The organism is Bacillus sp. BB081, from assembly GCF_008368895.1.
In the GTDB taxonomy this organism is placed as follows: Bacteria; Bacillota; Bacilli; order Bacillales; family Bacillaceae_G; genus Bacillus_A; species Bacillus_A wiedmannii.
In genome coordinates this window covers 209,285-231,872 of sequence record NZ_QOZX01000002.1, presented here as the reverse complement: position 1 = coordinate 231,872, position 22,588 = coordinate 209,285, and the positions used below count along the sequence as shown (strand labels likewise).

23 protein-coding genes and 1 other annotated feature are annotated in these 22,588 nt (G+C 37.2%); of the genes, 4 read left to right on the top strand and 19 right to left on the bottom strand.

From position 1 onward, the window contains the following. Positions 1 to 11: 11 nt before the first annotated feature. From DN394_RS01240 to alaS, 11 genes are all read right to left on the bottom strand, one after another. Entirely contained in the window at positions 12 to 1,766 is a 1,755-nt protein-coding gene (locus DN394_RS01240) for a peptidoglycan D,D-transpeptidase FtsI family protein (protein WP_097915746.1), read from the bottom strand. A 92-nt stretch (positions 1,767 to 1,858) separates the two neighbouring features. Further along, the gene (gene greA / locus DN394_RS01235; RefSeq protein WP_000179964.1) at positions 1,859 to 2,335 is read right to left on the bottom strand and encodes a transcription elongation factor GreA; all 477 of its coding nucleotides are present in this window, start codon (positions 2,333 to 2,335) and stop codon (positions 1,859 to 1,861) included. A gap of 279 nt (positions 2,336 to 2,614) precedes the next feature. After that, on the bottom strand, positions 2,615 to 3,253 hold the full coding sequence (gene udk / locus DN394_RS01230; protein WP_000537082.1) for a uridine kinase: 639 nt from the start codon (positions 3,251 to 3,253) through the stop codon (positions 2,615 to 2,617). An 18-nt stretch (positions 3,254 to 3,271) separates the two neighbouring features. Next, positions 3,272 to 4,552 (bottom strand): peptidase U32 family protein, encoded by a 1,281-nt coding sequence (locus tag DN394_RS01225; protein WP_000217969.1) that lies wholly within the window; start codon positions 4,550 to 4,552, stop codon positions 3,272 to 3,274. Positions 4,553 to 4,570: 18 nt separating this feature from the next. Continuing rightward, positions 4,571 to 5,500 carry a peptidase U32 family protein gene (locus DN394_RS01220; RefSeq protein ID WP_000742789.1) on the bottom strand — a complete coding sequence of 310 codons (930 nt, stop codon included), beginning with the start codon at positions 5,498 to 5,500 and terminating at the stop codon, positions 4,571 to 4,573. A gap of 7 nt (positions 5,501 to 5,507) precedes the next feature. Then, positions 5,508 to 6,149 carry an O-methyltransferase gene (locus DN394_RS01215; RefSeq protein WP_046956307.1) on the bottom strand — a complete coding sequence of 214 codons (642 nt, stop codon included), beginning with the start codon at positions 6,147 to 6,149 and terminating at the stop codon, positions 5,508 to 5,510. Between the two features lie 202 nt (positions 6,150 to 6,351). Next, positions 6,352 to 7,422: an endolytic transglycosylase MltG gene (mltG, locus tag DN394_RS01210; RefSeq protein ID WP_046956306.1), complete on the bottom strand. Its 1,071-nt coding sequence runs from the start codon at positions 7,420 to 7,422 to the stop codon at positions 6,352 to 6,354. 220 nt (positions 7,423 to 7,642) lie between these two features. After that, the gene (locus tag DN394_RS01205; RefSeq protein WP_000392245.1) at positions 7,643 to 7,921 is read right to left on the bottom strand and encodes a DUF1292 domain-containing protein; all 279 of its coding nucleotides are present in this window, start codon (positions 7,919 to 7,921) and stop codon (positions 7,643 to 7,645) included. 12 nt (positions 7,922 to 7,933) lie between these two features. Then, positions 7,934 to 8,347, bottom strand: a complete 414-nt coding sequence (gene ruvX / locus DN394_RS01200) for a Holliday junction resolvase RuvX (RefSeq protein ID WP_001221204.1) — start codon at positions 8,345 to 8,347, stop codon at positions 7,934 to 7,936. Positions 8,348 to 8,350: 3 nt separating this feature from the next. Beyond that, positions 8,351 to 8,617 carry an IreB family regulatory phosphoprotein gene (locus DN394_RS01195; RefSeq protein WP_000348590.1) on the bottom strand — a complete coding sequence of 89 codons (267 nt, stop codon included), beginning with the start codon at positions 8,615 to 8,617 and terminating at the stop codon, positions 8,351 to 8,353. A gap of 76 nt (positions 8,618 to 8,693) precedes the next feature. Then, entirely contained in the window at positions 8,694 to 11,336 is a 2,643-nt protein-coding gene (gene alaS / locus DN394_RS01190) for an alanine--tRNA ligase (protein ID WP_046957596.1), read from the bottom strand. Between the two features lie 40 nt (positions 11,337 to 11,376). Next, positions 11,377 to 11,596, bottom strand: a binding site (T-box leader). 211 nt (positions 11,597 to 11,807) lie between these two features. Between alaS and DN394_RS01185 the strand changes: the two genes are divergently transcribed. Further along, positions 11,808 to 12,152 (top strand): PH domain-containing protein, encoded by a 345-nt coding sequence (locus DN394_RS01185; protein ID WP_046958829.1) that lies wholly within the window; start codon positions 11,808 to 11,810, stop codon positions 12,150 to 12,152. Between the two features lie 38 nt (positions 12,153 to 12,190). Here DN394_RS01185 and DN394_RS01180 read toward each other — a convergent pair whose 3' ends face one another. Next, positions 12,191 to 13,258: an AI-2E family transporter gene (locus tag DN394_RS01180; RefSeq protein ID WP_048541428.1), complete on the bottom strand. Its 1,068-nt coding sequence runs from the start codon at positions 13,256 to 13,258 to the stop codon at positions 12,191 to 12,193. 176 nt (positions 13,259 to 13,434) lie between these two features. Between DN394_RS01180 and DN394_RS01175 the strand changes: the two genes are divergently transcribed. Further along, positions 13,435 to 13,647 carry a hypothetical protein gene (locus tag DN394_RS01175; RefSeq protein ID WP_000242555.1) on the top strand — a complete coding sequence of 71 codons (213 nt, stop codon included), beginning with the start codon at positions 13,435 to 13,437 and terminating at the stop codon, positions 13,645 to 13,647. A 35-nt stretch (positions 13,648 to 13,682) separates the two neighbouring features. Here DN394_RS01175 and DN394_RS01170 read toward each other — a convergent pair whose 3' ends face one another. The 7 genes from DN394_RS01170 to cymR all read right to left on the bottom strand — a co-directional run bounded on the left by DN394_RS01170 (position 13,683) and on the right by cymR (position 20,078). Continuing rightward, entirely contained in the window at positions 13,683 to 13,811 is a 129-nt protein-coding gene (locus DN394_RS01170) for a YrzQ family protein (RefSeq protein WP_001053553.1), read from the bottom strand. Positions 13,812 to 13,829: 18 nt separating this feature from the next. Continuing rightward, positions 13,830 to 14,018 carry a hypothetical protein gene (locus tag DN394_RS01165; RefSeq protein WP_000469281.1) on the bottom strand — a complete coding sequence of 63 codons (189 nt, stop codon included), beginning with the start codon at positions 14,016 to 14,018 and terminating at the stop codon, positions 13,830 to 13,832. Positions 14,019 to 14,145: 127 nt separating this feature from the next. Next, positions 14,146 to 16,482 (bottom strand): SF1B family DNA helicase RecD2, encoded by a 2,337-nt coding sequence (gene recD2 / locus DN394_RS01160; RefSeq protein ID WP_046958828.1) that lies wholly within the window; start codon positions 16,480 to 16,482, stop codon positions 14,146 to 14,148. 96 nt (positions 16,483 to 16,578) lie between these two features. After that, positions 16,579 to 17,238 (bottom strand): tetratricopeptide repeat protein, encoded by a 660-nt coding sequence (locus DN394_RS01155; RefSeq protein WP_000066396.1) that lies wholly within the window; start codon positions 17,236 to 17,238, stop codon positions 16,579 to 16,581. A gap of 110 nt (positions 17,239 to 17,348) precedes the next feature. Further along, entirely contained in the window at positions 17,349 to 18,464 is a 1,116-nt protein-coding gene (gene mnmA / locus DN394_RS01150) for a tRNA 2-thiouridine(34) synthase MnmA (RefSeq protein WP_001038022.1), read from the bottom strand. A 16-nt stretch (positions 18,465 to 18,480) separates the two neighbouring features. Then, complete coding sequence (locus DN394_RS01145; RefSeq protein WP_097915743.1) at positions 18,481 to 19,626, bottom strand: cysteine desulfurase family protein; 1,146 nt, start codon at positions 19,624 to 19,626, stop codon at positions 18,481 to 18,483. A 35-nt stretch (positions 19,627 to 19,661) separates the two neighbouring features. Further along, positions 19,662 to 20,078: a cysteine metabolism transcriptional regulator CymR gene (cymR, locus tag DN394_RS01140; protein ID WP_000704116.1), complete on the bottom strand. Its 417-nt coding sequence runs from the start codon at positions 20,076 to 20,078 to the stop codon at positions 19,662 to 19,664. A 292-nt stretch (positions 20,079 to 20,370) separates the two neighbouring features. On the opposite strand from cymR, the gene DN394_RS01135 reads away from it, so the two are divergent. Further along, on the top strand, positions 20,371 to 21,657 hold the full coding sequence (locus DN394_RS01135; RefSeq protein WP_097915741.1) for a replication-associated recombination protein A: 1,287 nt from the start codon (positions 20,371 to 20,373) through the stop codon (positions 21,655 to 21,657). Positions 21,658 to 21,694: 37 nt separating this feature from the next. After that, the gene (locus tag DN394_RS01130) at positions 21,695 to 22,336 is read left to right on the top strand and encodes an RsfA family transcriptional regulator (protein WP_046958825.1); all 642 of its coding nucleotides are present in this window, start codon (positions 21,695 to 21,697) and stop codon (positions 22,334 to 22,336) included. The last annotated feature ends 252 nt before the right edge of the window (positions 22,337 to 22,588 follow it).

The window sequence follows — 22,588 nt, the reverse complement described above, 5'->3', positions numbered from 1 at the left end:
GAATTGCAAGATTACTTTTCATTCTCTAATCGATAGATTGATTCTACGATAGCTTTGAAAATAGGTGTAACTTTATTTACATTATTATTCGTCTCTATATCCACGACAACTAAAGCATATCTTGGATTTTCATATGGAAAATAACCTGCAAACCAACGATTCACTTTCGTCCCTTTTCCTGTTTGCGCTGTCCCAGATTTTCCAGCGACACTTAGTGGTAACGACCTGAATGCTACTCCTGTTCCTTTCTCCGTTGTTACAACGCCCCTTAATAACTCTTGTAATGTTTTCACCGTTTCATAGGAAAGCTGTTTTCCACCTAATGTATGGTCTTCAAATGTATAGAAGTCCGTTCCATTTTTATACATTATTTTTTCCACAGCTTTCACTTCCATCTTTTCTCCACCTCTAGCAATCGTCGCCATCATATTTGCAATCGCTAGAGGTGACATACGTACATCTTTCTGTCCAATTGCTGTTTGCGCTACCGCCTTTTTACTATTCTTATTTCCTTCACTACCCCAAATCGTAACCCTCTTCTCCTCTGGCATTTGCTCAAAATGAGTTGTATGAAATACAGAACCTTTCCATCCAACCTTACCAGCGGCTCCTAACGCTGCTACGTAAGTTTCTAACACCATCTTATCCTTTTGTATTAGCTCATTACCTAACTCTGAAAATGTCCTGTTACAGCTTCTAGCAAAGCTCTCTTTAAAACTAAGTGTACCCATCATAACTTGTGGGTGGTCTTCACCATATAAATCTTGATTACAATTAAATGTACGATTAAACACATTTTCATTTTGATCAATCACTGCCGCTGCAACTATTGTTTTAAAAACAGAACCGGGAAAATGTGGTGTCAACATTTGATTTTCAAGTGTAGTTGTATATAAACGCTCATCCTTCACCTGCACAGATGGTTTACTGACCATCGCTAAAATTTCATTTGTCTTTACATCAAGTAATACTAATCCCCCCTTCTTTATTTCGCTTGCTTCAACCACTTCTTCTACTTTTTGCTGTAACCTGTTATGTAAAGTTGTTTGAATCGTCACTGGATAAAACGGATTTCCAGGCGCAGTATATTTCGCTTGTTTTCCAAAAATCGGTTCCCCTTGTCGGTCCACTTGATACAATACTTTTGCCTCTCCATCGGTCAAAAGAAATTCATCAAATGATTGCTGCAATCCTGAAATACCAATTGGCGTTTGTCTTGAAATCTTTCTTACTTCTCCGTATCGTTTTTGAAATTCTCGTTCATTCTCCCCCACATCGCCAATTAAATGATTCACCCTGCCAGTTTGCCGTAAACGAACTTCAGCTGCTACAATACCTAATACATTTAATTGATTTACCTTCTCCATCTGCTCTCGTGCCAAGCGAAATGGACCATTTCCCCTTTGCATGATAAATGCACTTTTCTTGTCTTTCATTTGACTTTCAATCTCTTGTCTCGACACACCAATGATATGCGCAATTTTCTCTAACATGTCATTTTTTATTTGTAGAAATGGAAAAACAATTAAAACAGGATACTTTTTCTCACCTATTTCCTTACCGTTCCGATCTATAAAATGGCCTCGTCCATCATCTACCGTAATGGACTGCGTCCGTTGTGTAACACTTTTTTCAATTAAATTTATCTTACGATCTGTAAATGATTCTGTATCTATAATTTGTATTTGAATTAAACGACAAAGTAAAATAAACATGATACATATAAAACAAATTAAAACAATTGTAATTCTCCGTTTTATTTTCATAAAAAAACACCTCGTCTATTATAGTTTGGACGGAGTGTTTCATCTTTTATACAAATAAAAAAATCACTCGCTTTTACACGAGTGATTTTTTATTATTTTACAGAGATAATCTCTACTTGCATTTCTCCACCTGGAGTTTGGATTGCTACCTTCTCACCAATTTGCTTACCTAATAAGCTTTTTGCAATTGGAGAATCGTTAGAAATTCTTCCTTCAAATGGATCTGCTTCTGCGCTACCTACGATTGTGTAAGATTCTTCATCTCCACCTGGTAACTCTTTAAATGTTACTGTTTTACCTAATGTAACAACTGTAGACTCTTCGCCGTTATCTGTGATGATAACTGCGTTACGAATCATGTTTTCTAATTGTGTAATACGTCCTTCTACGAACGCTTGCTCATCTTTCGCTGCATCGTACTCAGAGTTCTCAGAAAGATCTCCGAAGCTACGTGCAATCTTAATTCGCTCTACAACCTCTTTACGTTTTACCGTTTTTAAATCTTCAAGTTCGTTCTCTAGCTTTTGCTTACCCTCTTGCGTCATAGGGTATGTTTTTTCTGTTGCCATATTTTCCACTCCTTTTATATACCAATCCCCCGAAAAAAAAGAGGAGTTCCATATGAAAACTCCCCCACTTATATGTATAGCGGAGGTTTCTAGCACGCCTGTACTAGCGGAGTTGTCACATACAACCCCGTATTCCCAATTCCTCTTTATATAAAGAAGATATGTATGGAAAGTTGATATAAATATGCCCTCACCTATATATAGATGAGGTTGCATGTTTCATTGTATTCGATAGGAAGGGAAAAAATCCCTTCCTATCGTATATCTTTTACTATGCTATTACAAATTTACTTTTTGTTCAAGAATTGTTGCAATTTTTGTCACCATAATATCAATTGCAACATGGTTTTGTCCACCTTCAGGGATAATAATATCCGCAAATTTCTTAGAAGGCTCAATAAATTGATTGTGCATTGGACGTACAACACTTACGTATTGATCAATAACTGAATCCATCGTACGGCCGCGTTCCTTAATATCACGCTGCATGCGGCGTAAAATACGAAGATCTGCATCTGTATCAACGAATAGCTTAATGTCCATTAACTCACAAAGACGTGGGTCTTCTAAAATAAGAATTCCTTCTAAAATGATTACATCTTTCGGCTCAACTGGAATAACTTCTTCTGAACGCGTATGCAATGTATAGTCATATACAGGCTTATCAATTTGCTCATATGCAAGTAACTGCTGCAAATGTTCAATTAACAGATCATTATCAAACGCAAGCGGATGATCATAATTTGTTTTTAAACGCTCTTCCATTGGTAAATGGCTTTGATCTTTGTAATAATAATCTTGCTCTAAGATTAAAATAGAATGACCTTTAAAATGGTCAAAAATCGCTTTCGTTACACTCGTTTTACCTGATCCCGAACCACCAGCAATTCCAATTACAACAGGCTTATTCGTCCCCATTCGACTATCAACTCTTTCTTATTGAAGTATGCTTTTGCGCATCATATTATTCACATACACTGGTTGATCCACTTTGAATTTCACGATTTGCAGCGGATGTCTCGCTGCATCTAATTCGTTTCCATCCTCATCCCAAATTTTCTCCACCGTCTGCGTAAAGTTTTCTATTTCTGGCCCAAAGAACTCCACTTCATGTCCTGGTTTGAAATGATTACGTTGCTCAATCGTTACGATGCCTGTTTCTTCATTATAATCTAACACTAAACCAGCGAAATCATACGTTGTTTTCTTACTATGATTTCCAAACATTTGCTCTTGATGTCCTGGAACCCCTTCAAAGAATGCGGGAGCTGTATCACGATTTGCACATTTATCAAGCTCATCTAACCATTCTTGTTTAAACTCAAAATTATCCGGATCCGCACAATACGCATCAATTACTTTACGGTATACCGTTGCTACAGTTGCTACGTAATGGATTGATTTCATACGTCCTTCAACTTTTAAGCTATCAATTCCAATTTCAATCATTTTCGGAATTGATAAAATTAAATTTAAGTCTTTTGGACTCATTGCAAAGTGAGCATCTTCTTCTTGGAATAGAGGAAGCTCTTTTGCATCTTTATGTTGTGATACTGTTTGAACTAAATCATAGTCCCAACGGCAAGATTGACAACAACCACCACGGTTAGAGTCACGTGCTGTCATATGGTTACTTAACGTACATCTGCCTGAATATGCGATACACATTGCACCATGGACGAATGCTTCAATTTCAATATCCACTTTTTCTTTAATTTCTTTCATTTCTTCATAGCTTGCTTCACGAGCTAATACAAGACGATGTAAACCTTCTTCTTTCCAATACTGTGCTGCTTTCCAGTTGGATAGTGATTGTTGTGTACTTAAATGCACTTCAACAGAAGGCGCTACACGTTTACAAGTCTCAATAATAAGCGGATCAGCAACGATAATTCCCGTTACGCCAGCTTTTTCAATCCCTTTTAAATATTCCTCTAGCCCGTCCATATTTTCATTATGTGCAAAGATATTTGTTGTTACATATATTTTTGCTCCATATTTCTTTGCAAATTCAACACCTTCTGCCATTTCTTCCAGTGTAAAGTTACCTGCATTCGAACGAAGACCAAATTCTTGTCCACCTAAATATACAGCATCTGCCCCATAATGGATAGCTACTTTTAATTTTTCTAAGTTACCCGCAGGGATTAACAGTTCAGGTTTCTTCACAATAACGCGTTTGCCATCGATTACTCGTGAAATTTCTTGTACAGTCATTTCCTACACCCTCCTCTTTTAGTAAACCGTCTCTTTAAAGAAGAATCCTGTATCTAACGGACGATTTACTGGTTGCATTTCTTCTATCTCTTTATATAAATCGTCTTTCACGTCATAATACGCATCACGATCTTCTACACATAAATCAATTGCTTTACGATATTTCTTCGTTACCTCAATAATGTATGCAGAGCTTTTTAGTACACCATCAACTTTTAAGCTAGCGACTTCAGCGTCAATTAGTTCTTCTAACTCATCGATGAAACAAATATCGTTTGGACTCATAATGTGAGTACCATTTTCATCTTCATAAATTGGATATTTATTGTTACGCTCTGGGTCATATAAGAACATATTCTCTTCATATTTTTTCTTTTCAATGTCAAGATTACGTCCTTGATACTCAAAGTAGTTTCCTACTAAGGAACGTTTCGATTGGAACATACAAGTCATACCGTGAATTTGTACTTCAAGTTCCACTTCAGCATTTTCTTTTAATTCAACAATTTCATCTAAGCTAAGCTCACGAGCTAATACAGCGCGTTTTGCTCCTCTTTGTCCCCAGTAGTTACAAGTAAACCAGTTTGTTGCTGTTGTTTCTGTATTCCAGTGCAATTGCATATTTGGCGCTACTTCTCGGACCGCCATTAATACTGCTGGGTCTCCGAAAACAATTGCATCTACACTTACTTCGTTTAAAAATGCAACATAATCTGTTAATTCGTCTACTTTATCATTGTGGAACATAGCGTTCATTGCTACGTATACTTTTACACCATTTTCATGCGCAATCTTCACAGCTTGTTTCACATCTTCACGTGAAAATTCCCCTGCTAAACGTAAACCGAACTTTTGCTCACCGATCATTACCGCATCTGCTCCTGCTTTCGCAAGAGGTTCGATATCCACTACTGCTTTTGGCGTTACTAACAATTCAGGTTTCTTCATACCTTGGTCACCCTCTCTTTTTACTAACAGCTACTCCATCACCAATTGGGAAAATCGTTGTATCATATCCTTCATGGTTCATAAGCCATTCATTGTACGTCTTAATACGACGGATTAAACCACGTGTACGTCTGTTTTCAATTTTCTCTTTTGTCGTTACAAGGCCATGGTACATAACATTATCTGAAATAATTACGCCACCAGGGTTTAATAACGGTTCATATAAGTCAAAAAAGCGACGATATTGTCCTTTTGCTGCATCAATAAAAATAACGTCAAACGTTCCATGTTCTTCTACTTGCTCACCTGTTTCTAACGCATCACCGTAAATAACAGAAATACGCTCTTTAACTGATGAACGTTCTATATATTCAAGTGCTTTTTCATATCGCTCACGATTGCGTTCAACTGTCACAATGCGAGAATTTGGAATAGCTTGCATCATACGAATACTAGAATAACCAATTGCTGTACCAAGCTCTAAAATGCTTTTTGGTCCAATTAAACGTAAAAATTGCAACATAAATTCCATTCCAAGTCGATCCATAATCGGCACATGATTTTCTTTCGCATAATCTTCCATTTCAAGAATTAATTTATCTTTCGGATCAATAAATGATAATAGGTACTCGTTAACTGCATCCTCCATAATGGTCCTCCTTATTTACATGGAGAAGTGCCTCTATGACGTCTTTTCACACATAGAATGCAATAAAAATACAAGCCAGCTTCATCCTTAGCTTGTACGTCCCGTTTTGATATTAAAAACGATTCTTCTGCCAGTTTTTAACCCGATATATTTTACCACAAAAAAGAGGGATGTGCGACATTTTTCGCTATCCCTCCCCATTTCACTGTTTTTTCGTAATATATTTTTGCTTTAATGTATTATGCTCTTCCAATGTTTTCGCATAGTACACTTCACCAGTTGGTGCAGCTAAGAAATAATAATAATCTGTTTGTGCAGGCTCTAACGCCGCTTCCACTGAATGTTTACCAGAGTTTGCAATCGGACCAACCGGCAATCCTTTCACAACATACGTATTGTACGGTGAGTTTATCTTTAAATCTTCGTATAATACACGTTGTTTATGCTTTCCAAGTGCATATAATACCGTTGGATCAGTTTGCAGGGGCATACCTTTTTCCAAACGATTATAAAAGACACTAGAGATTTTTTGACGATCTGTAAAGCCTGTTGCCTCTTCTTCAATAAGTGAAGACAATGTTAAAAGCTGATGAACATCCCAGTTTTTCGCTTTCATTTTTGCCTCGTTTTGAACAATGATTGCATTCGTTTTCTCAAGCATTGAAATTACAATTTCTTCTAACGTCGTATCTTTTTTATAGAAAGAGTACGTCGCAGGATATAAATAACCTTCTAATGGATATTTAATATTGCTATCAAAGATTTTATCCGTTAACAACTTCGGATACTTTTGCTGCATTTTTTGAATAAATGCTTTATCGTTTAATTGACGTACGACATCATCTTTATTCCACTTTAATTCGTTTGCAACCGTTTCTGCAATTTCAGTTACTTGTGCACCTTCTTTTATCGTCACTTTATAAAGAGCTGGACGATGTACATTACCAGATGACATTTGTTCAATAACATCTGAGGCACTCATTGAAGGATTTAATAAATATGTACCCGCTTGTAAATTTTTAGATTTAGCCTTTGTATAAAAACTAAAAACTGTACCGTTTTTCACAGCACCTTTTTCTTCTAAAATCTCACCAATTTTACTAGTAGATGATCCTTTTGGAATTTCTACTTCAATCTCTTTTTTATTCCCGCTATCAACTGGTCCTAATGCGGATGAAATATACGCATAGACTGAACCACAAACTAAAAGCAGTGCAATAATCGAAAATAAAAAAAGACGTCTACGCTTTTTTTTCACTTGATTCTCTATCAACACTCTTCCTCCTTAATTAAATTGTAGACCGTATGTATATCTTTCTATACAACACGATATAAAAACACAATAAATTTATTTATCTTTTTTTAGATAGACATTTTATTTTTCTACAATCCGTCTCATTATACTACAAAGGATTACACGGTTTCGACAAAAAATCTTTCATTTTACATATAAAAAAAGGTGGACTATATGTCGTCCACCTTTTCAGTACTTATTATTCAGCTTCTTGCTCATCAGCTAGAGTGTTGAACATTTCTTGTACCATTTCCCACTCTTCTTCAGATTCGATTGGAAGTAAACTTCCGCCCTCTTCTTCATTTTGCTCATAAGCCATTGCATCATAAATTGGGTCTCCATCTTCGTCTACTTCACCGATTGGAGAGAAGACTACGTATGATTTTTTGCCAAATTTTTCAGCATCAAAAGTGAAAATAATTTCACATAAATGTTCGTTACCTTTTTCGTCTACAATTGTAATTTGATTTTCTTCCATTTTGGTCACCTCTTATTTACTATCTAAAAATCCTTGTAAGATTACGACTGCAGCCATCTTATCGATTACCTGTTTTCGCTTCTTACGACTCACATCAGCTGAAATGAGCAGACGTTCCGCTGCCATCGTTGACAAACGCTCGTCCCACATTACAACTTCTAATTGTAACAGATTTCGCAGGTTTTCTGCAAATTGCTGGCACGCTTCACCACGTGGGCCAATTGTACCATTCATATTTTTAGGTAAACCTACTACTATTTTGTCCACATTGTACTGCTTTACTAACTCAGAAATACGATCAAAACCAAAGTGGCCTCGTTCTTCGTTAATCCTGATTGTTTCCAGCCCTTGCGCTGTCCAGCCCATTTCGTCGCTCATTGCAACTCCGACTGTTTTTGTACCTACATCTAAACCTAATATCCGCATAAACTACTCCTCACGATGATGTTTCAAGTACGACTTCACAAGCTCTTCAATTAACTCATCACGTTCAAGCTTGCGAATGATGCTTCGTGCATCTTTATGGCGAGGTATGTATGCTGGGTCTCCACTTAATAAATAACCGACGATTTGGTTAATCGGATTATAGCCTTTTTCTTGAAGTGCATCATACACAGTTAAAAGTACATCATTTACATGGACACTCTGTTTTTCATCTTGAATGCTAAACTTCATTGTTTTATCAAAACCGTCCATTTCAAGCACCTCACTTATATAGTAAGTATAGGGAGAAGAACTTCTCCTCTCCCTACCATTGTACACTACTATCTCTTTATTTTGAAACAGATTTAACGTACTCTTGTACAAATGCTAAAGCTTCCTCAACTTGCGCTGGGTTTTTACCGCCTGCTTGAGCCATGTCAGGACGGCCACCACCACCGCCGCCACAACGAGAAGCTACTTCTTTCACAAGTTTACCAGCATGGTAACCTTGGCTAATTAAATCTTTCGTTACGCCAGCTAAGATGTTTACTTTATCATCATTTACAGACGCTAATACGACAACTGCAGACTCTAATTTATTTTTCAGGTCATCCATCATCGTACGTAAGTTGTTCATATCTGCAACGTTTACTTTCGCTGCTAATACGTTTACGCCATCAACTGTCATTACTGAATCAGTTAAGTTTCCAGCTTCAATATTGCTTAATTTTGCAGCAAGAGATTCGTTTTCTTTTTGAAGTTGTTTTACTTCAGCAAATAAACCATCCACTCTTGTTAAAATATCTTTCGGGTTTGTTTTCATTTTTCCTGCTGCTTCTTTTAATAAACCTACTTGATCGTTCATTAATTCGTATGCAGATTTACCAGTTACTGCTTCAATACGACGCGTTCCTGCACCGATACCAGACTCAGCAACGATTTTGAAAATACCAATTGAAGCTGTGTTATCAACGTGACAACCACCGCAAAGCTCTAAGCTATAATCGCCTACTTGTACAACGCGTACAACATCACCGTATTTTTCACCGAATAATGCCATTGCGCCCATTTCTTTCGCTTCTTCAATTGCTTTTTGAGAAATCTCAACATCAATACTTTCCCAAATTTTCTCGTTTACGATACGCTCAATTTTTTCTAATTCGTCAGCTTGTACTTGACCGAAGTGAGAGAAATCAAAACGTAAACGTTCAGAAGTTACAAGAGAACCTGCTTGGTTAACATGCGTTCCAAGTACGTCTTTTAATGCTTGGTGTAGTAAGTGAGTTGCTGTATGGTTTTTCACAACGCTACTACGGTTTTTCGTGTCGATAATAGCTTTCACAGCCGCATCTTTCGTTAATGTACCTTCTTCAACAACAACTTTGTGTAAGTTTTGACCATTTGGTGCTTTTTGTACGTCTTTTACAAGTACTTTCACGCCGTCAGCAAGAAGGTAACCACGGTCTGCAATTTGTCCACCGCTCTCAGCATAGAATGGTGTTACATCAAGCATTAATTGCCCTTCTTCACCAGCTTGTAAGCTATCTGTGTATTCACCGTTTTTCACAAGTGCAACAACGTTACTTTCTGTTGCAACTGTACCGTAACCAACGAACTCGCTCGCTACTTTCACTTCTCCAAGGACACCGCCTTGAACTTGCATAGAATCAACGTCTTGACGAGCAGCACGTGCGCGCTCACGTTGTTTTTCCATTTCACTTTCAAAGCCTTCCTGATCAACTGTCATACCAGCTTCTTCTGCATATTCTTCTGTTAATTCAATCGGGAAACCATATGTGTCATATAGACGGAACGCATCTACTCCAGAAATAACAGTTGTTTTTTCTTCTTTTGCTTTTGTGATAACTTCAGCTAAAATTGCTTCCCCATCATGAAGTGTTTCATGGAAACGCTCTTCTTCGTTTTTCACAACTTTTGCTATGAAATCTTTCTTTTCAAGTACTTCTGGGTAGAAGTCTTTCATTACTTCTCCAACAACCGGCACTAATTCAAACATGAATGGACGGTTGATGTTTAATTTCTTCGAATAACGAACCGCGCGGCGTAATAAACGACGTAATACATAACCACGGCCTTCGTTAGATGGAAGAGCACCATCACCTACAGCAAATGTTACTGTACGGATATGGTCAGCGATTACTTTAAACGCCATATCTTTTTCTAAGTCACCATTACGATACTTTTCACCAGAAATTGTTTCTGTTGCACCAATCATCGGCATGAATAAGTCTGTATCAAAGTTTGTAGGTACATCTTGAACGATAGATGTCATACGCTCTAGACCCATCCCTGTATCGATGTTTTTCTTAGGAAGCGGTGTATATGAACCGTCTGGATTATGGTTAAATTGAGAGAATACAAGGTTCCATACTTCTAAGTAACGCTCGTTTTCTCCGCCTGGATATAATTCTGGATCACTAAAGTCATTACCATAAGCTTCTCCGCGGTCATAGAAAATCTCTGTATTCGGTCCGCTTGGTCCTTCACCGATATCCCAGAAGTTTTCTTCTAAACGGATGATGCGCTCTTTTGGAACACCCATTTTTTCATTCCAAATTGTGAATGCTTCTTCATCTTCTGGATGGATTGTAACTGATAGTAATTCTTTATCGAATCCGATCCATTTGTCGCTCGTTAAGAATTCCCAAGCCCAAGTAATTGCTTCTTCTTTAAAGTAATCACCGATTGAGAAGTTTCCTAACATTTCAAAGAATGTATGGTGACGAGCTGTTTTCCCTACGTTTTCAATATCGTTTGTACGAATTGATTTTTGGGCATTTGTAATACGTGGATTTTGCGGGATTACACGTCCATCAAAATATTTTTTTAATGTCGCTACACCACTGTTAATCCATAACAGAGATGGATCTTCATGCGGAACTAGTGATGCACTAGGTTCTACTGCATGTCCTTTTTCTTGGAAAAAGTCTAAAAACATTTGACGAATTTGTGCGCCTGTTAGTTGTTTCATTGTATTTTCCTCCTTAAATATAAAAAACTCCCGCCCCTATAAAAGGGACGAGAGTTAACTCGCGATACCACCCTAATTATGAATTGATTATTATAACAATCAATTCATCACCTCATGGTGCCGTAACGTGGCAAGACGGCAGTGATTAGCTGCTCTCAGGATTAGCTTTCTGTTACCCTTCATTTAAAGCTTCTTTCAGCCATATGGAAGCTTCTCTCTATAAATGGACTGTAACGTACTTTTTCCGTCATTGATTTAATGTATTATATGACTAAATATAATAGAATTCTCTTAAGTTTGTCAATGTAGATAATCATTTATATTGCATTAACCATAGTTATTCTACTATTCATTCTTAACAGCCTTTCAATATATTATGCATTTATTAATAAATTGTACTACCTCTATGTTTTTTTCAGAATATTATTTTTTTGTTATAATTAGATTATCAATAATAAAGGAGCGAGCAAAATGACAACTTTATTGAACAAGGCTAAAAACATATTAACGACTGACGAAACGATATTATTTTACACTGCATGTTCATTAGATATATTTATTTATCGTTCCGTTGCAAGACCAGGACTGTTATTTTTAACGAACAAACGGCTCTTCTTTTATGGACCAGATGTAAGTAAGAACCCAATATTTGAAGAGTACTCTTTTGCAAACATTTCTAATCTAAAAGAGCAAAAGCGGCTTTTCAGCAATCAAATTATATTTATGTACGATAATGAATGGAAAAAAATAAAGCATATTCAAACAAATGATGTAAGCTCTCTCGTTCAACAAATACACGAGCAACTCTCTAAATAATGAAAGCCCTCTACTTTTATAAGTAGAGGGCTTTCATATTACACATCTTCTTTTTTCCAAAGAGGTCTTACATGAACAATCACTGTACGAATAACCGCTAAAATTGGAACTGATATTAGTAATCCTACAATCCCAGCTATCTCTCCTCCAACTAGTAATGCAAGCATAATAATAACAGGATGCATACGAAGTGACTTACCAACGATGTAAGGTGATAAAATGTTACTTTCCAAAAATTGCAAAATAGCAATCGTAATTCCCGCCTTAATGAGTAAACTCGTTGATACCGTTGCCGCAATCATCAATGTCGGAATCGCCCCTAAAATAGGACCGAAGTACGGGATTATATCCGTTACCCCAATAATAATGCCGAGTAATAATGGATATTTCATACCGATAAACCAAAAGGAAAGAACAGATACTCCCCCTAATACTAAGCAAACAAATAACTGTCCTCGAATATAACTTCCGAGTGACTTATCAATTTCTTTCGCCAGCATTTGCCCTGTACTACGCCACTTACTTGGGACTAGTTTCCAAAAGATGTGATAAAATTCACCGTAATCTTTTAATATGTAAAATACAATGAACGGTATTAAGAAAATAATAAGCAACGAATCCAGTACGCCACGAGCCGTACTCATCACTTTATTTAAAAGTGATTGTATCTTCGTTTCTACACCAACAAAAATTTGTTTCACCTTTTCATGAATAAATGATGGGAAATTTGCTGTTTGTTCTGTGACGCCATCCATCCAAGAATCATACATTTTTGTAAACTGCGGAAATTGTTCATTAATCTCTTGTAACTGTTTAATAACAACTGGCGTTCCTTTATAAATCCCATAACCAATTCCGCCAAAGAAAAGGATGTAAATAAGCAAAATAGCAAGTGTACGTGGCATCCCTTCTTTATGAATTTTTTCAATTAAAGGATGCAATAAATACGCAATAAAGCATGCAATAAGAAACGGTGTAATTGCCACTTTAAATACAAAAATAATCGGTGCCCATAGCGGCTTAATTTTTAAAAAGACAAGTAAACAAAGAAATACAAGTAACAATAACCCTAAACGATATATCCAAATGATTTTAAGATTCTTCACACGAAAAACCTCCTCCACCTTTATTTTGAAAATAAACAGGGTAGGTTATGTGCAAAAGTTTTAAAATCTTTTCGTGCAGACCATACTGTTTTGTAAAGACATACATATACATAACATAACAAGGACAACCACCCCTGAGAATGCAGCATGAAACAATATAATCAGGAGGGCTAATAATGGTTTTATTTATGCTCGTATTATCAGCACTTTTTATGATTCTTGAATGGGTTTGTATCGGGTTTGGGATTTGGAAAGGTTTTTTTATTCGTTCCTCGCGAAAAGAAAGGGCGAAGCAGTTATTTCATTACGGAATGCTTGGCGTTGGATGTTACGGCCTATCGTATCTCTTCTCTGAAATCGGACTTTTATATTTACATACAAGTGCATAAAAAAACTCCCTTATCATGAAGGGAGTTTTTTGCGCTTATAGATAAGATTTAATCATCTTACGTGCTTTTTTCATATTGCGTTTTGAAAATACATCTTGCTTGCGAGCATATTGATATGCTGCCGCTCCAACACCTAATGCGATTAATGAATTGCGTAGATTCAAAGTAAATCCCCCTTTTCGTTATCCGATCGTTCTTTCGTTCTCATCAAATAAATCATCAAGAGAGCTTAATGAACCATCTTCCTCTACTTGATGCGTATGGATTTTCCCTTTTGAAACCGATAATTCGATATAACAATTCCAGCAATAAAATTGGTTGACACCTATTTTTCCAATGTCTTTCCCTTTGCAATTTGGACAAATGAACATATGGCTTTCATCTCCTTACAGTCTCCCAGATTCTATTCGCCATTATGTCCAAACCGCATTCATTTATACATTACTGGAGCCTTTCAACGTTATACGTTTGAAAGTTTCACTATATAATTTCACCTTGTTACATGAAATCATACGGTGAAATGTTTTCCACGTCCATTTCTTCGCCATTAACTGTTACCATCTGTACTTCTCCTTGTGATTCTTGCAAACGATTCGCTAAAGTCGTTTGACGCATTGCATCATCAAGGCGATTTACACCAGATTGGAAAGCTGCTTCCTCCCCGCAAATAATGAGGAACTTTTTACTTCTTGTAATACCAGTGTAAATTAAATTACGACGTAACATACGATTGTAACTTTTCACTATCGGCATAATCACAATCGGAAACTCACTACCTTGCGATTTATGAATCGAACAGCAATAGGCATGTGTAATTTGATTTAAGTCTGGCTTTGTATACGTTACCTCAATTCCATCAAATGAAACGATAATCATATCTTGTTGTTCAACGTTCTCTTTCGCATAAAACACCGAAACAATTTCTCCGATATCACCATTAAACACTTGGCTCTCCGGTTGATTAACGAGTTGCAGTACTTTATCGCCTCTTCGGTATACAACATCACCGTAAGCAATTTCTTTACTCTTTTCCCTTTTCGGATTAAACACTTCTTGCAACGCTTCGTTTAGTACATTAATGCCGGCAGGGCCACGATACATCGGGGCCAGTACTTGTACATCTCTTGCGCTAAACCCTTTTGTCTTAGCATTTTCACAAACCTTCTTAACAACCTCAACAATTTGAGCTCCTGTACAGCCGATAAATGAACGATCTTTTTGATTTTGTGCTAAATCTGGTGGGAGCGTTCCATTTTTTATCGCATGGGCGAGTTGAATAACAGATGAGCCTTCCGCTTGACGATAAATTTCAGTAAGCTTCACTGTTGGAACTGCACCTGCATTCAATAAATCTTTCAACACTTGTCCAGGTCCTACAGATGGTAATTGATCTTCATCACCTACAACGATAACTTGAATGTTAGTCGGCAATGATTTAAACAGCTGATTTGCAAGCCAAATATCAACCATTGAAAATTCATCAATAATGAGCAATTTCCCTTGTACCGGATCCGTTTCATTACGCTGGAAAGACCCTTCTGGGGTCCAGCCAAGTAAACGGTGAATTGTACAAGCTGGAAGCCCTGTTGATTCACTCATTCGCTTCGCTGCTCTTCCTGTTGGGGCCGTTAATAATATCGGAAATGGATTATCGTCACTGTATTCATTCGGATTTAACGATAGCCCGTGAAGTGACGCATACATTTCAACAATTCCTTTAATAACTGTTGTTTTCCCTGTTCCTGGTCCACCTGTCAATAACATCATCGGTTTATGAAGTGCCGTTTGAATCGCTTCTTGCTGAAACGGTGCATACTGTACGTTCAGTTGTTCTTCAATTTGGCCTAACGTCTTTAACACTTCTGCTTCAGGAAATGAAGGTGTTTCCTCCTGATTCATAAGCCTGCGAATAGACTTTACAACACCTTTTTCTGAGTAAAATAACGATGCTAAATACACTCGTTCTTCTTCTATGATAACTTTCCCTTCACTTTGCATCATTTCAACGCAAGCTACAATGTCTTCCTCGGTCACTCTTCCTTCTTGATTATTTAAAAGTGACATCGTTTCTCTTACAAGTTGATTTTTCCCCATATAAACATGACCAAGTTGCAATGAAACATTCTCTAACGTATAAAAACAACCCGCACGTACACGGTCATCATGATTACCCGATATACCTAACGCACGTCCTATATCATCCGCTCTTCCAAATCCAATCCCGTCCACTTCTTCAATAAGCTTATACGGATTATTACGAATCACTTCTAATGTCATCTCTTTATATTGCTGGTAAATCTTAATAGAAAGCTTCGTTCCAAAACCGTAACCATTTAAAAAACTCATTACTTTCTCTAGCCCTTGATGTTCAACAATTGTCTCATATATTTCTTGAGCTTTTTGCTTATTGACAACACCATTTAACGCATCCGGATCATCCATAATTTTAGAGATGGCATGTTCCCCAAGATGATCCACAATTTTTTCAGCTGTACGCTTTCCTATCCCTTTAAATAAATCACTCGCTAAATATTGCACCATACCAGCTTTTGTTTGCGGCAATTCTTTCTTAAATGTTTCAACTAAATATTGTTTCCCATACTTCGGATGGTCTTTAAAATGCCCTGTCAATGTAAACACTTCATCTTCATGCATGCGGGGAAAATGACCGTTTATCATCACTTTTTTTTCGTCGTACGTTTCATTCGTCTCAATGACTTTCATACTGACAACGGAATAGAGGTTTTCTTCGTTGTGGAAAATGGTATGAAGAACTTGCGCTTTTATAAACTTTTTATCTTCCTCAAACAAATCCATTGCATGTTGATTTCCCATCTTTCCTCTCCTTTCCGGTTCGTTTCGCTTTAATGAGCAGTACATCCCCCACCTATTTAGATGAGGGATAACTACCCATTAAACTATATTTTCATCTTATTCAGCTTCTTGCTCCAATAAACGAACACCATTGCCAGCTAAAAAGTGATCTGGCTGAATTTCAGTTGCTTTCTTAAATAAAGTAAGAGCCTTCTCGTTATTTTCTTCAAATACGTACGCAACACCTAAATTATAATACGCATCTGCATGCTCTTCATCCATTTCTAATACCTTTTCAAAATAAGGTTTCGCCTCTTGAATATGTTCTAAACGTGCAAAGCAAAGTCCGCACTGAAACACAGCTTCTACATCGTTTTCATCTAATTCTGTTGCTCTTTGTAAAAACGGCAGTGCAAGACGATCATTTCCAAGTTGCACATGTGTAATACCTAACATAAATGTTACATCAGCTGATTGTAATCCCGCTTGCATCGCTTGTTCAAATACAGCCTTTGCCTCTGCAAATTGCTCTTGACCGTAATATACATTTCCTAATCCATAATAAGCAGCCGCAGATTTATCATCTAATTCTAATGCACGTTTATAAAATAAAATTGCTCTTTCACTATCACCTAGTACATCTAATAAGTTCGCAAAATTAATGTATCCAAGCGCATCTTTCGGATTTTCTTCGATTGCTTCTGTGAAATTTTTAGCAGCTTCTTCCCAGTTTCCTTCTTGCATATATTGAATACCTGTTTCAAGTTTGTTTGACATGTCCTTCACCTCTACAACAAATTATAACAAAGAATGTATTTTCCAAGCGAACGAAAATTCGCTTTATGTAAAAGAAACCTCTAACCGCTAATCGGCAGAGGCTTCTCATTTTATCCTAAATAATCCAATTTCTTACCACTACGATATACTTCATCAATTGTAGCACCGCCTAAGCACTCATCTCCATCATAGAAAACAACTGCTTGTCCTGGTGTAATTGCACGAATTGGCTCATCACAAAGAATACGAACTGTATTTTCATCAACGATTTGAACCGTTACTTTATTGTCTTCTTGACGATAACGGAATTTCGCTGTGCACTTAAATTCTTTTTCTTTCGCTTCATTACTTACCCAGCCGATATTCGTAGCAATAACTTCATCACCATATAAAAGTTCGTTATGGAATCCTTGATCAACATATAAAATGTTTTCTTTCAAGTTTTTCCCAACAGCAAACCACGGATCACCGTTACCACCAATACCAAGACCATGACGTTGTCCAATTGTATAGTACATTAAACCGTCATGTTTTCCTTTCACTTCACCAGATAATGTTTGCATCACACCTGGTTGCGCTGGTAAATAGTTGCTTAAGAAATCTTTAAAGTTACGCTCACCGATAAAGCAAATACCAGTACTATCTTTCTTCGCCGCTGTCGCTAAACCAGCTTCTGTCGCCATTTCACGAATTTGCGGTTTCTTTAATTCACCTAATGGGAACATTGTTTTTGATAATTGCTCTTGGCTTAATTGATTCAAGAAATACGTTTGGTCTTTATTATCATCCACGCCGCGAAGCATTTTATATTCGCCGTCCATATAAGCAACGCGTGCATAATGACCTGTCGCTACATAATCAGCACCAAGCGCAATCGCATGCTCTAAAAATGCTTTAAATTTAATTTCTTTATTACACATTACATCTGGGTTTGGTGTACGGCCAGCTCGGTACTCATCTAGGAAGTACGTAAATACTTTATCCCAGTATTGTTTTTCAAAGTTTACTGCATAATATGGAATGCCAATTTGGTTACACACTTCAATTACATCATTGTAATCTTCTGTTGCTGTGCAGACACCATTCTCATCTGTATCATCCCAGTTTTTCATAAAAATTCCGATTACATCATAACCTTGCTCTTTTAATAAAAGAGCTGCTACAGATGAATCGACGCCACCGGACATCCCGATGACAACGCGTGTTTCTTGAGGTAGTTTGTTCATCATGTCACCTCCCATGCTAATTTTGTGTTAATCGCTTCACGATTTTCACTGTTTCGTACGCCGCTTTCTCAATTTGCTCTTTCGTATTTCCAAGTCCGAAACTAAAGCGTACGGATGAACGTATTTGATCGGAGTCTTTTCCGAACATCGCTACTAATACATGTGATGGATCAATCGAACCAGCTGTACACGCCGAGCCACTTGACACCGCAATGCCAGCTATATCTAAGTTCACAAGGAACGGTTCAATGTTCATTCCTGTAAAACTGATATTAAGCACATGTGGTAAGCGATATTCTAAGTTTCCGTTTACCTCGAAAGTAATGTCTTCATTTTTGAAGACAGATACCATTATATCTTTAAACTCTTCATATTGGGCATTTTTTTGCTCACGAGTTTTTTCAGCTAACAAAATTGCATGTTGCAAACCAACGATACTCGGTACATTTTCAGTACCAGCACGGCGTTTTCTTTCTTGCTCCCCGCCTATTAATAACGGTTCAAATTTCACATTTGCACCAGCGTATAGGAACCCTACACCTTTTGGTCCATTAATTTTATGAGCTGAAATCGATAATAAATCAATGCCGAACTCTTTCACATCTATTTCTACTAATCCGTAAGCTTGTACCGCATCTGTATGAAAATAAGCTTGATGCTCTTTTAGCAACTTCCCTATTTCCGCGATTGGTTGCATCGTCCCGACTTCATTATTCCCAAACATAACGGATACGAGAATCGTCTCTTTTGTTAATGCATTTTGTATGTCAGAAACTTGAACGCGTCCTGTTTCATCAACAGGTAAATATGTCACTTCAAACCCTTCGCGCTCTAACAATTCACACGTATGCAAAATTGCATGATGTTCAACTCGCGTCGTTATAATATGGTTACCTTTATGACGGTTCGCACGTGCTACACCTATAAGTGCTAAATTATCCGCTTCTGTACCACCGCTCGTAAATATAATTTCATTCGGATTCGCATGAATGCTACGTGCTCCCGCGCGTCTCGCCTCATCTACTGCATGGCGCGTTTGACGTCCATAAAAGTGAATACTAGACGGGTTCCCGAATGTTTCTGTCATATATGGAATCATCTTTTCGACCACTTCTGGGTGAGTCGGAGATGTCGCAGCATGATCTAAGTAAATGCGTTCCATTAAATCTCCTTCTTTCCAAATCGTTTCACAAGGAATTAAATGTAAAACATATAGCCCCCGTGATTTTCTTCCTCATAACGTACTAAATCTTCTAACGTTGTACTATCTAACACTTCTTGCACCGCATCACGAACGCGCATCCATAATTGGCGTTGTGCTGGTTCCTCTTCTTCTATCATTTCTACAACACTAATCGGACCCTCTAATACACGGATTACATCCCCAGCTGTAATGTTAGCTGGCTGATCAGACAATACATATCCGCCATATGCCCCACGCGTACTCTTTACTAGACGAGCGTTACGAAGTGGTGAAATTAATTGCTCTAAGTAATGTTCCGATAAATCATGTGCCTGCGCAATTGATTTTAAGGAAATTGGACCTTCACCAAACTTTTTTGCAAGATCGATCATAATTGTTAAGCCGTAGCGGCCTTTCGTTGAAATCTTCATCTATTTTGCACCTCTTTTCAAATTTTCACTTCTATTGGTTATATCTTATTTATAAAAGAACACAATTTAAAATCCTATGAAATTATAGCATAATATAGTATTATAAGAAATTTCAACTTGTGTATCAAAATGATAACATAAAATCACATTGAAAAACTCGGAAATTATTACAATTGAAAGAAAAATGAAAATATTTATATTCATTTTTTCCACAAAACAGAATCCTATTTCAAATTCCACTAAAAAAAATGATACGATAGAAAGAGATTATACATTAAGGGAGACGGTAAAAATGAAACAACCACTCGCACATCGAATGCGCCCTACAAATATTCAAGAAATTATCGGACAACAACATTTAGTTGGTGAAGGAAAAATTTTATGGCGAATGGTCCAAGCAAATCATTTTCAATCTATGATTTTATACGGCCCTCCAGGCACAGGAAAAACATCCATTGCGAGCGCAATTGCAGGAAGTACTGGAACCCCTTTTCGCCTATTAAACGCTGTTACTCATAATAAAAAAGATATGGAAGTTGTCGTACAAGAAGCAAAGATGCATCGACACCTCGTTTTAATTTTAGATGAAGTACACCGTCTAGATAAAGCAAAACAGGATTTTCTATTACCTCATTTAGAAAGCGGACTCCTTACCTTAATCGGTGCAACAACGAGTAATCCGTTCCATGCTATTAATTCTGCTATTCGAAGTCGTTGTCAAATCTTCGAATTACACGCATTAACAGAAGATGATCTTTTAATTGGCTTAAAACGAGCACTTAAAGATAAAGAAAAAGGTCTTGGGGAATATGATGTAACGGTTACGCCGGAAGCATTACATCACTTCGCAAATGCATCTGGTGGAGACATGCGTTCCGCTTATAATGCACTTGAACTTGCTGTTTTATCTAGCTTTACAACGGACGACAAAGCTGCGGAAATTACGCTAGAAATTGCAGAAGAATGCTTGCAAAAAAAGAGCTTCGTTCACGACAAAGGCGGTGATGCTCATTATGACGTATTATCGGCATTTCAAAAATCGGTACGCGGAAGTGATGTAAATGCAGCACTTCACTATTTAGCACGTCTTATTGAAGCTGGTGATTTACAAAGCATTGGTAGACGTCTTCTTATTATGGCATATGAAGATATCGGACTTGCTAGCCCGCAAGCCGGACCTCGTACACTAGCAGCTATAGAATCCGCTGAACGAGTTGGATTCCCGGAGGCACGCATACCACTTGCAAATGCTGTTATCGAGCTTTGCCTATCACCAAAATCAAACTCAGCTTATAAAGCACTTGATGCTGCATTGCACGATTTACGTAACGGTCAAACAGGCGACATTCCAAGTCATTTAAAAGACAGTCATTACAAAGGCGCAGAATCACTTGGAAGAGGCATTGGATACTTATATCCACATGACCATCCAAATGGCTGGGTACAACAACAATACTTACCTGATAAAATAAAAAACAAACAATATTATAAACCGAAAACGACAGGGAAATTTGAGCAAGTACTTTCTACTGTATATGAAAGATTACAAAGTTCGAATAAAACGAAAAATAAAGGGTAACCTAAGCGAAAACGTCACCATTATGGAGGCTTCGCTTATGAAAACACGTCAAGATGCATGGACAAAAGAAGACGATCTCCTTTTAGCAGAAACTGTTTTACGACATATTCGCAGCGGTAGCACACAAATAAAAGCATTCGATGAAGTCGGCGATACATTGAACCGCACTTCCGCAGCTTGCGGATTTAGATGGAATGCTGAAGTAAGACCGAATTACGAAGATGCGGTGCAACTTGCAAAAAAACAACGGAAAGAATTAAAACGCTCTGAAGCTAAAATAGAAAAAGAGCATTTCACGAAAACGAAACAACTCGTAATCGATGCCGAGTTTTCAGAAGATATTACGCTAAGTAAACAAGATCTCACAATGCAAAACGTCATCTCATTTTTGCAAAATTTAGAGCACAATAACCCTTCACTCGCAAAGTTACAAACTGAAAATGATGTATTACAAGCTCAGCTCACTTCCTTGCAAAAAACAAATCATGAACTTGAAGCAAAATTAGCGGTCCTCTCAAAAAAACAACAAGCAATCGAAGAAGATTACGCAATGCTTGTTAGAATTATGGACCGTGCTCGAAAACTCGTTTCAGTTGAAGAACAAGAAGAACAGATCGCTCCAATTTTCAAGACAGATCAAAATGGAAATTTAGATATTATTTATTCTGCAGAGAATTAAAAACAGGGATGTCACTTTTTTGACTAAGTGACATCCCTGTTTATTTTTTCTGTGAATGATATATTGGTAAATGAAATTATATCGACGATTTTTCAAATATATCTATCGTAACTTACAATATATCAACGATTTTTTTAATTATATCAACTATTCGACAAGAGATATCGATTTACCAACAAATATTGACAAAACAAGTCGATTTGTCAAAAAAGGAAATTTACGGAGTTAATTGGATATATTTAACTTAAATGT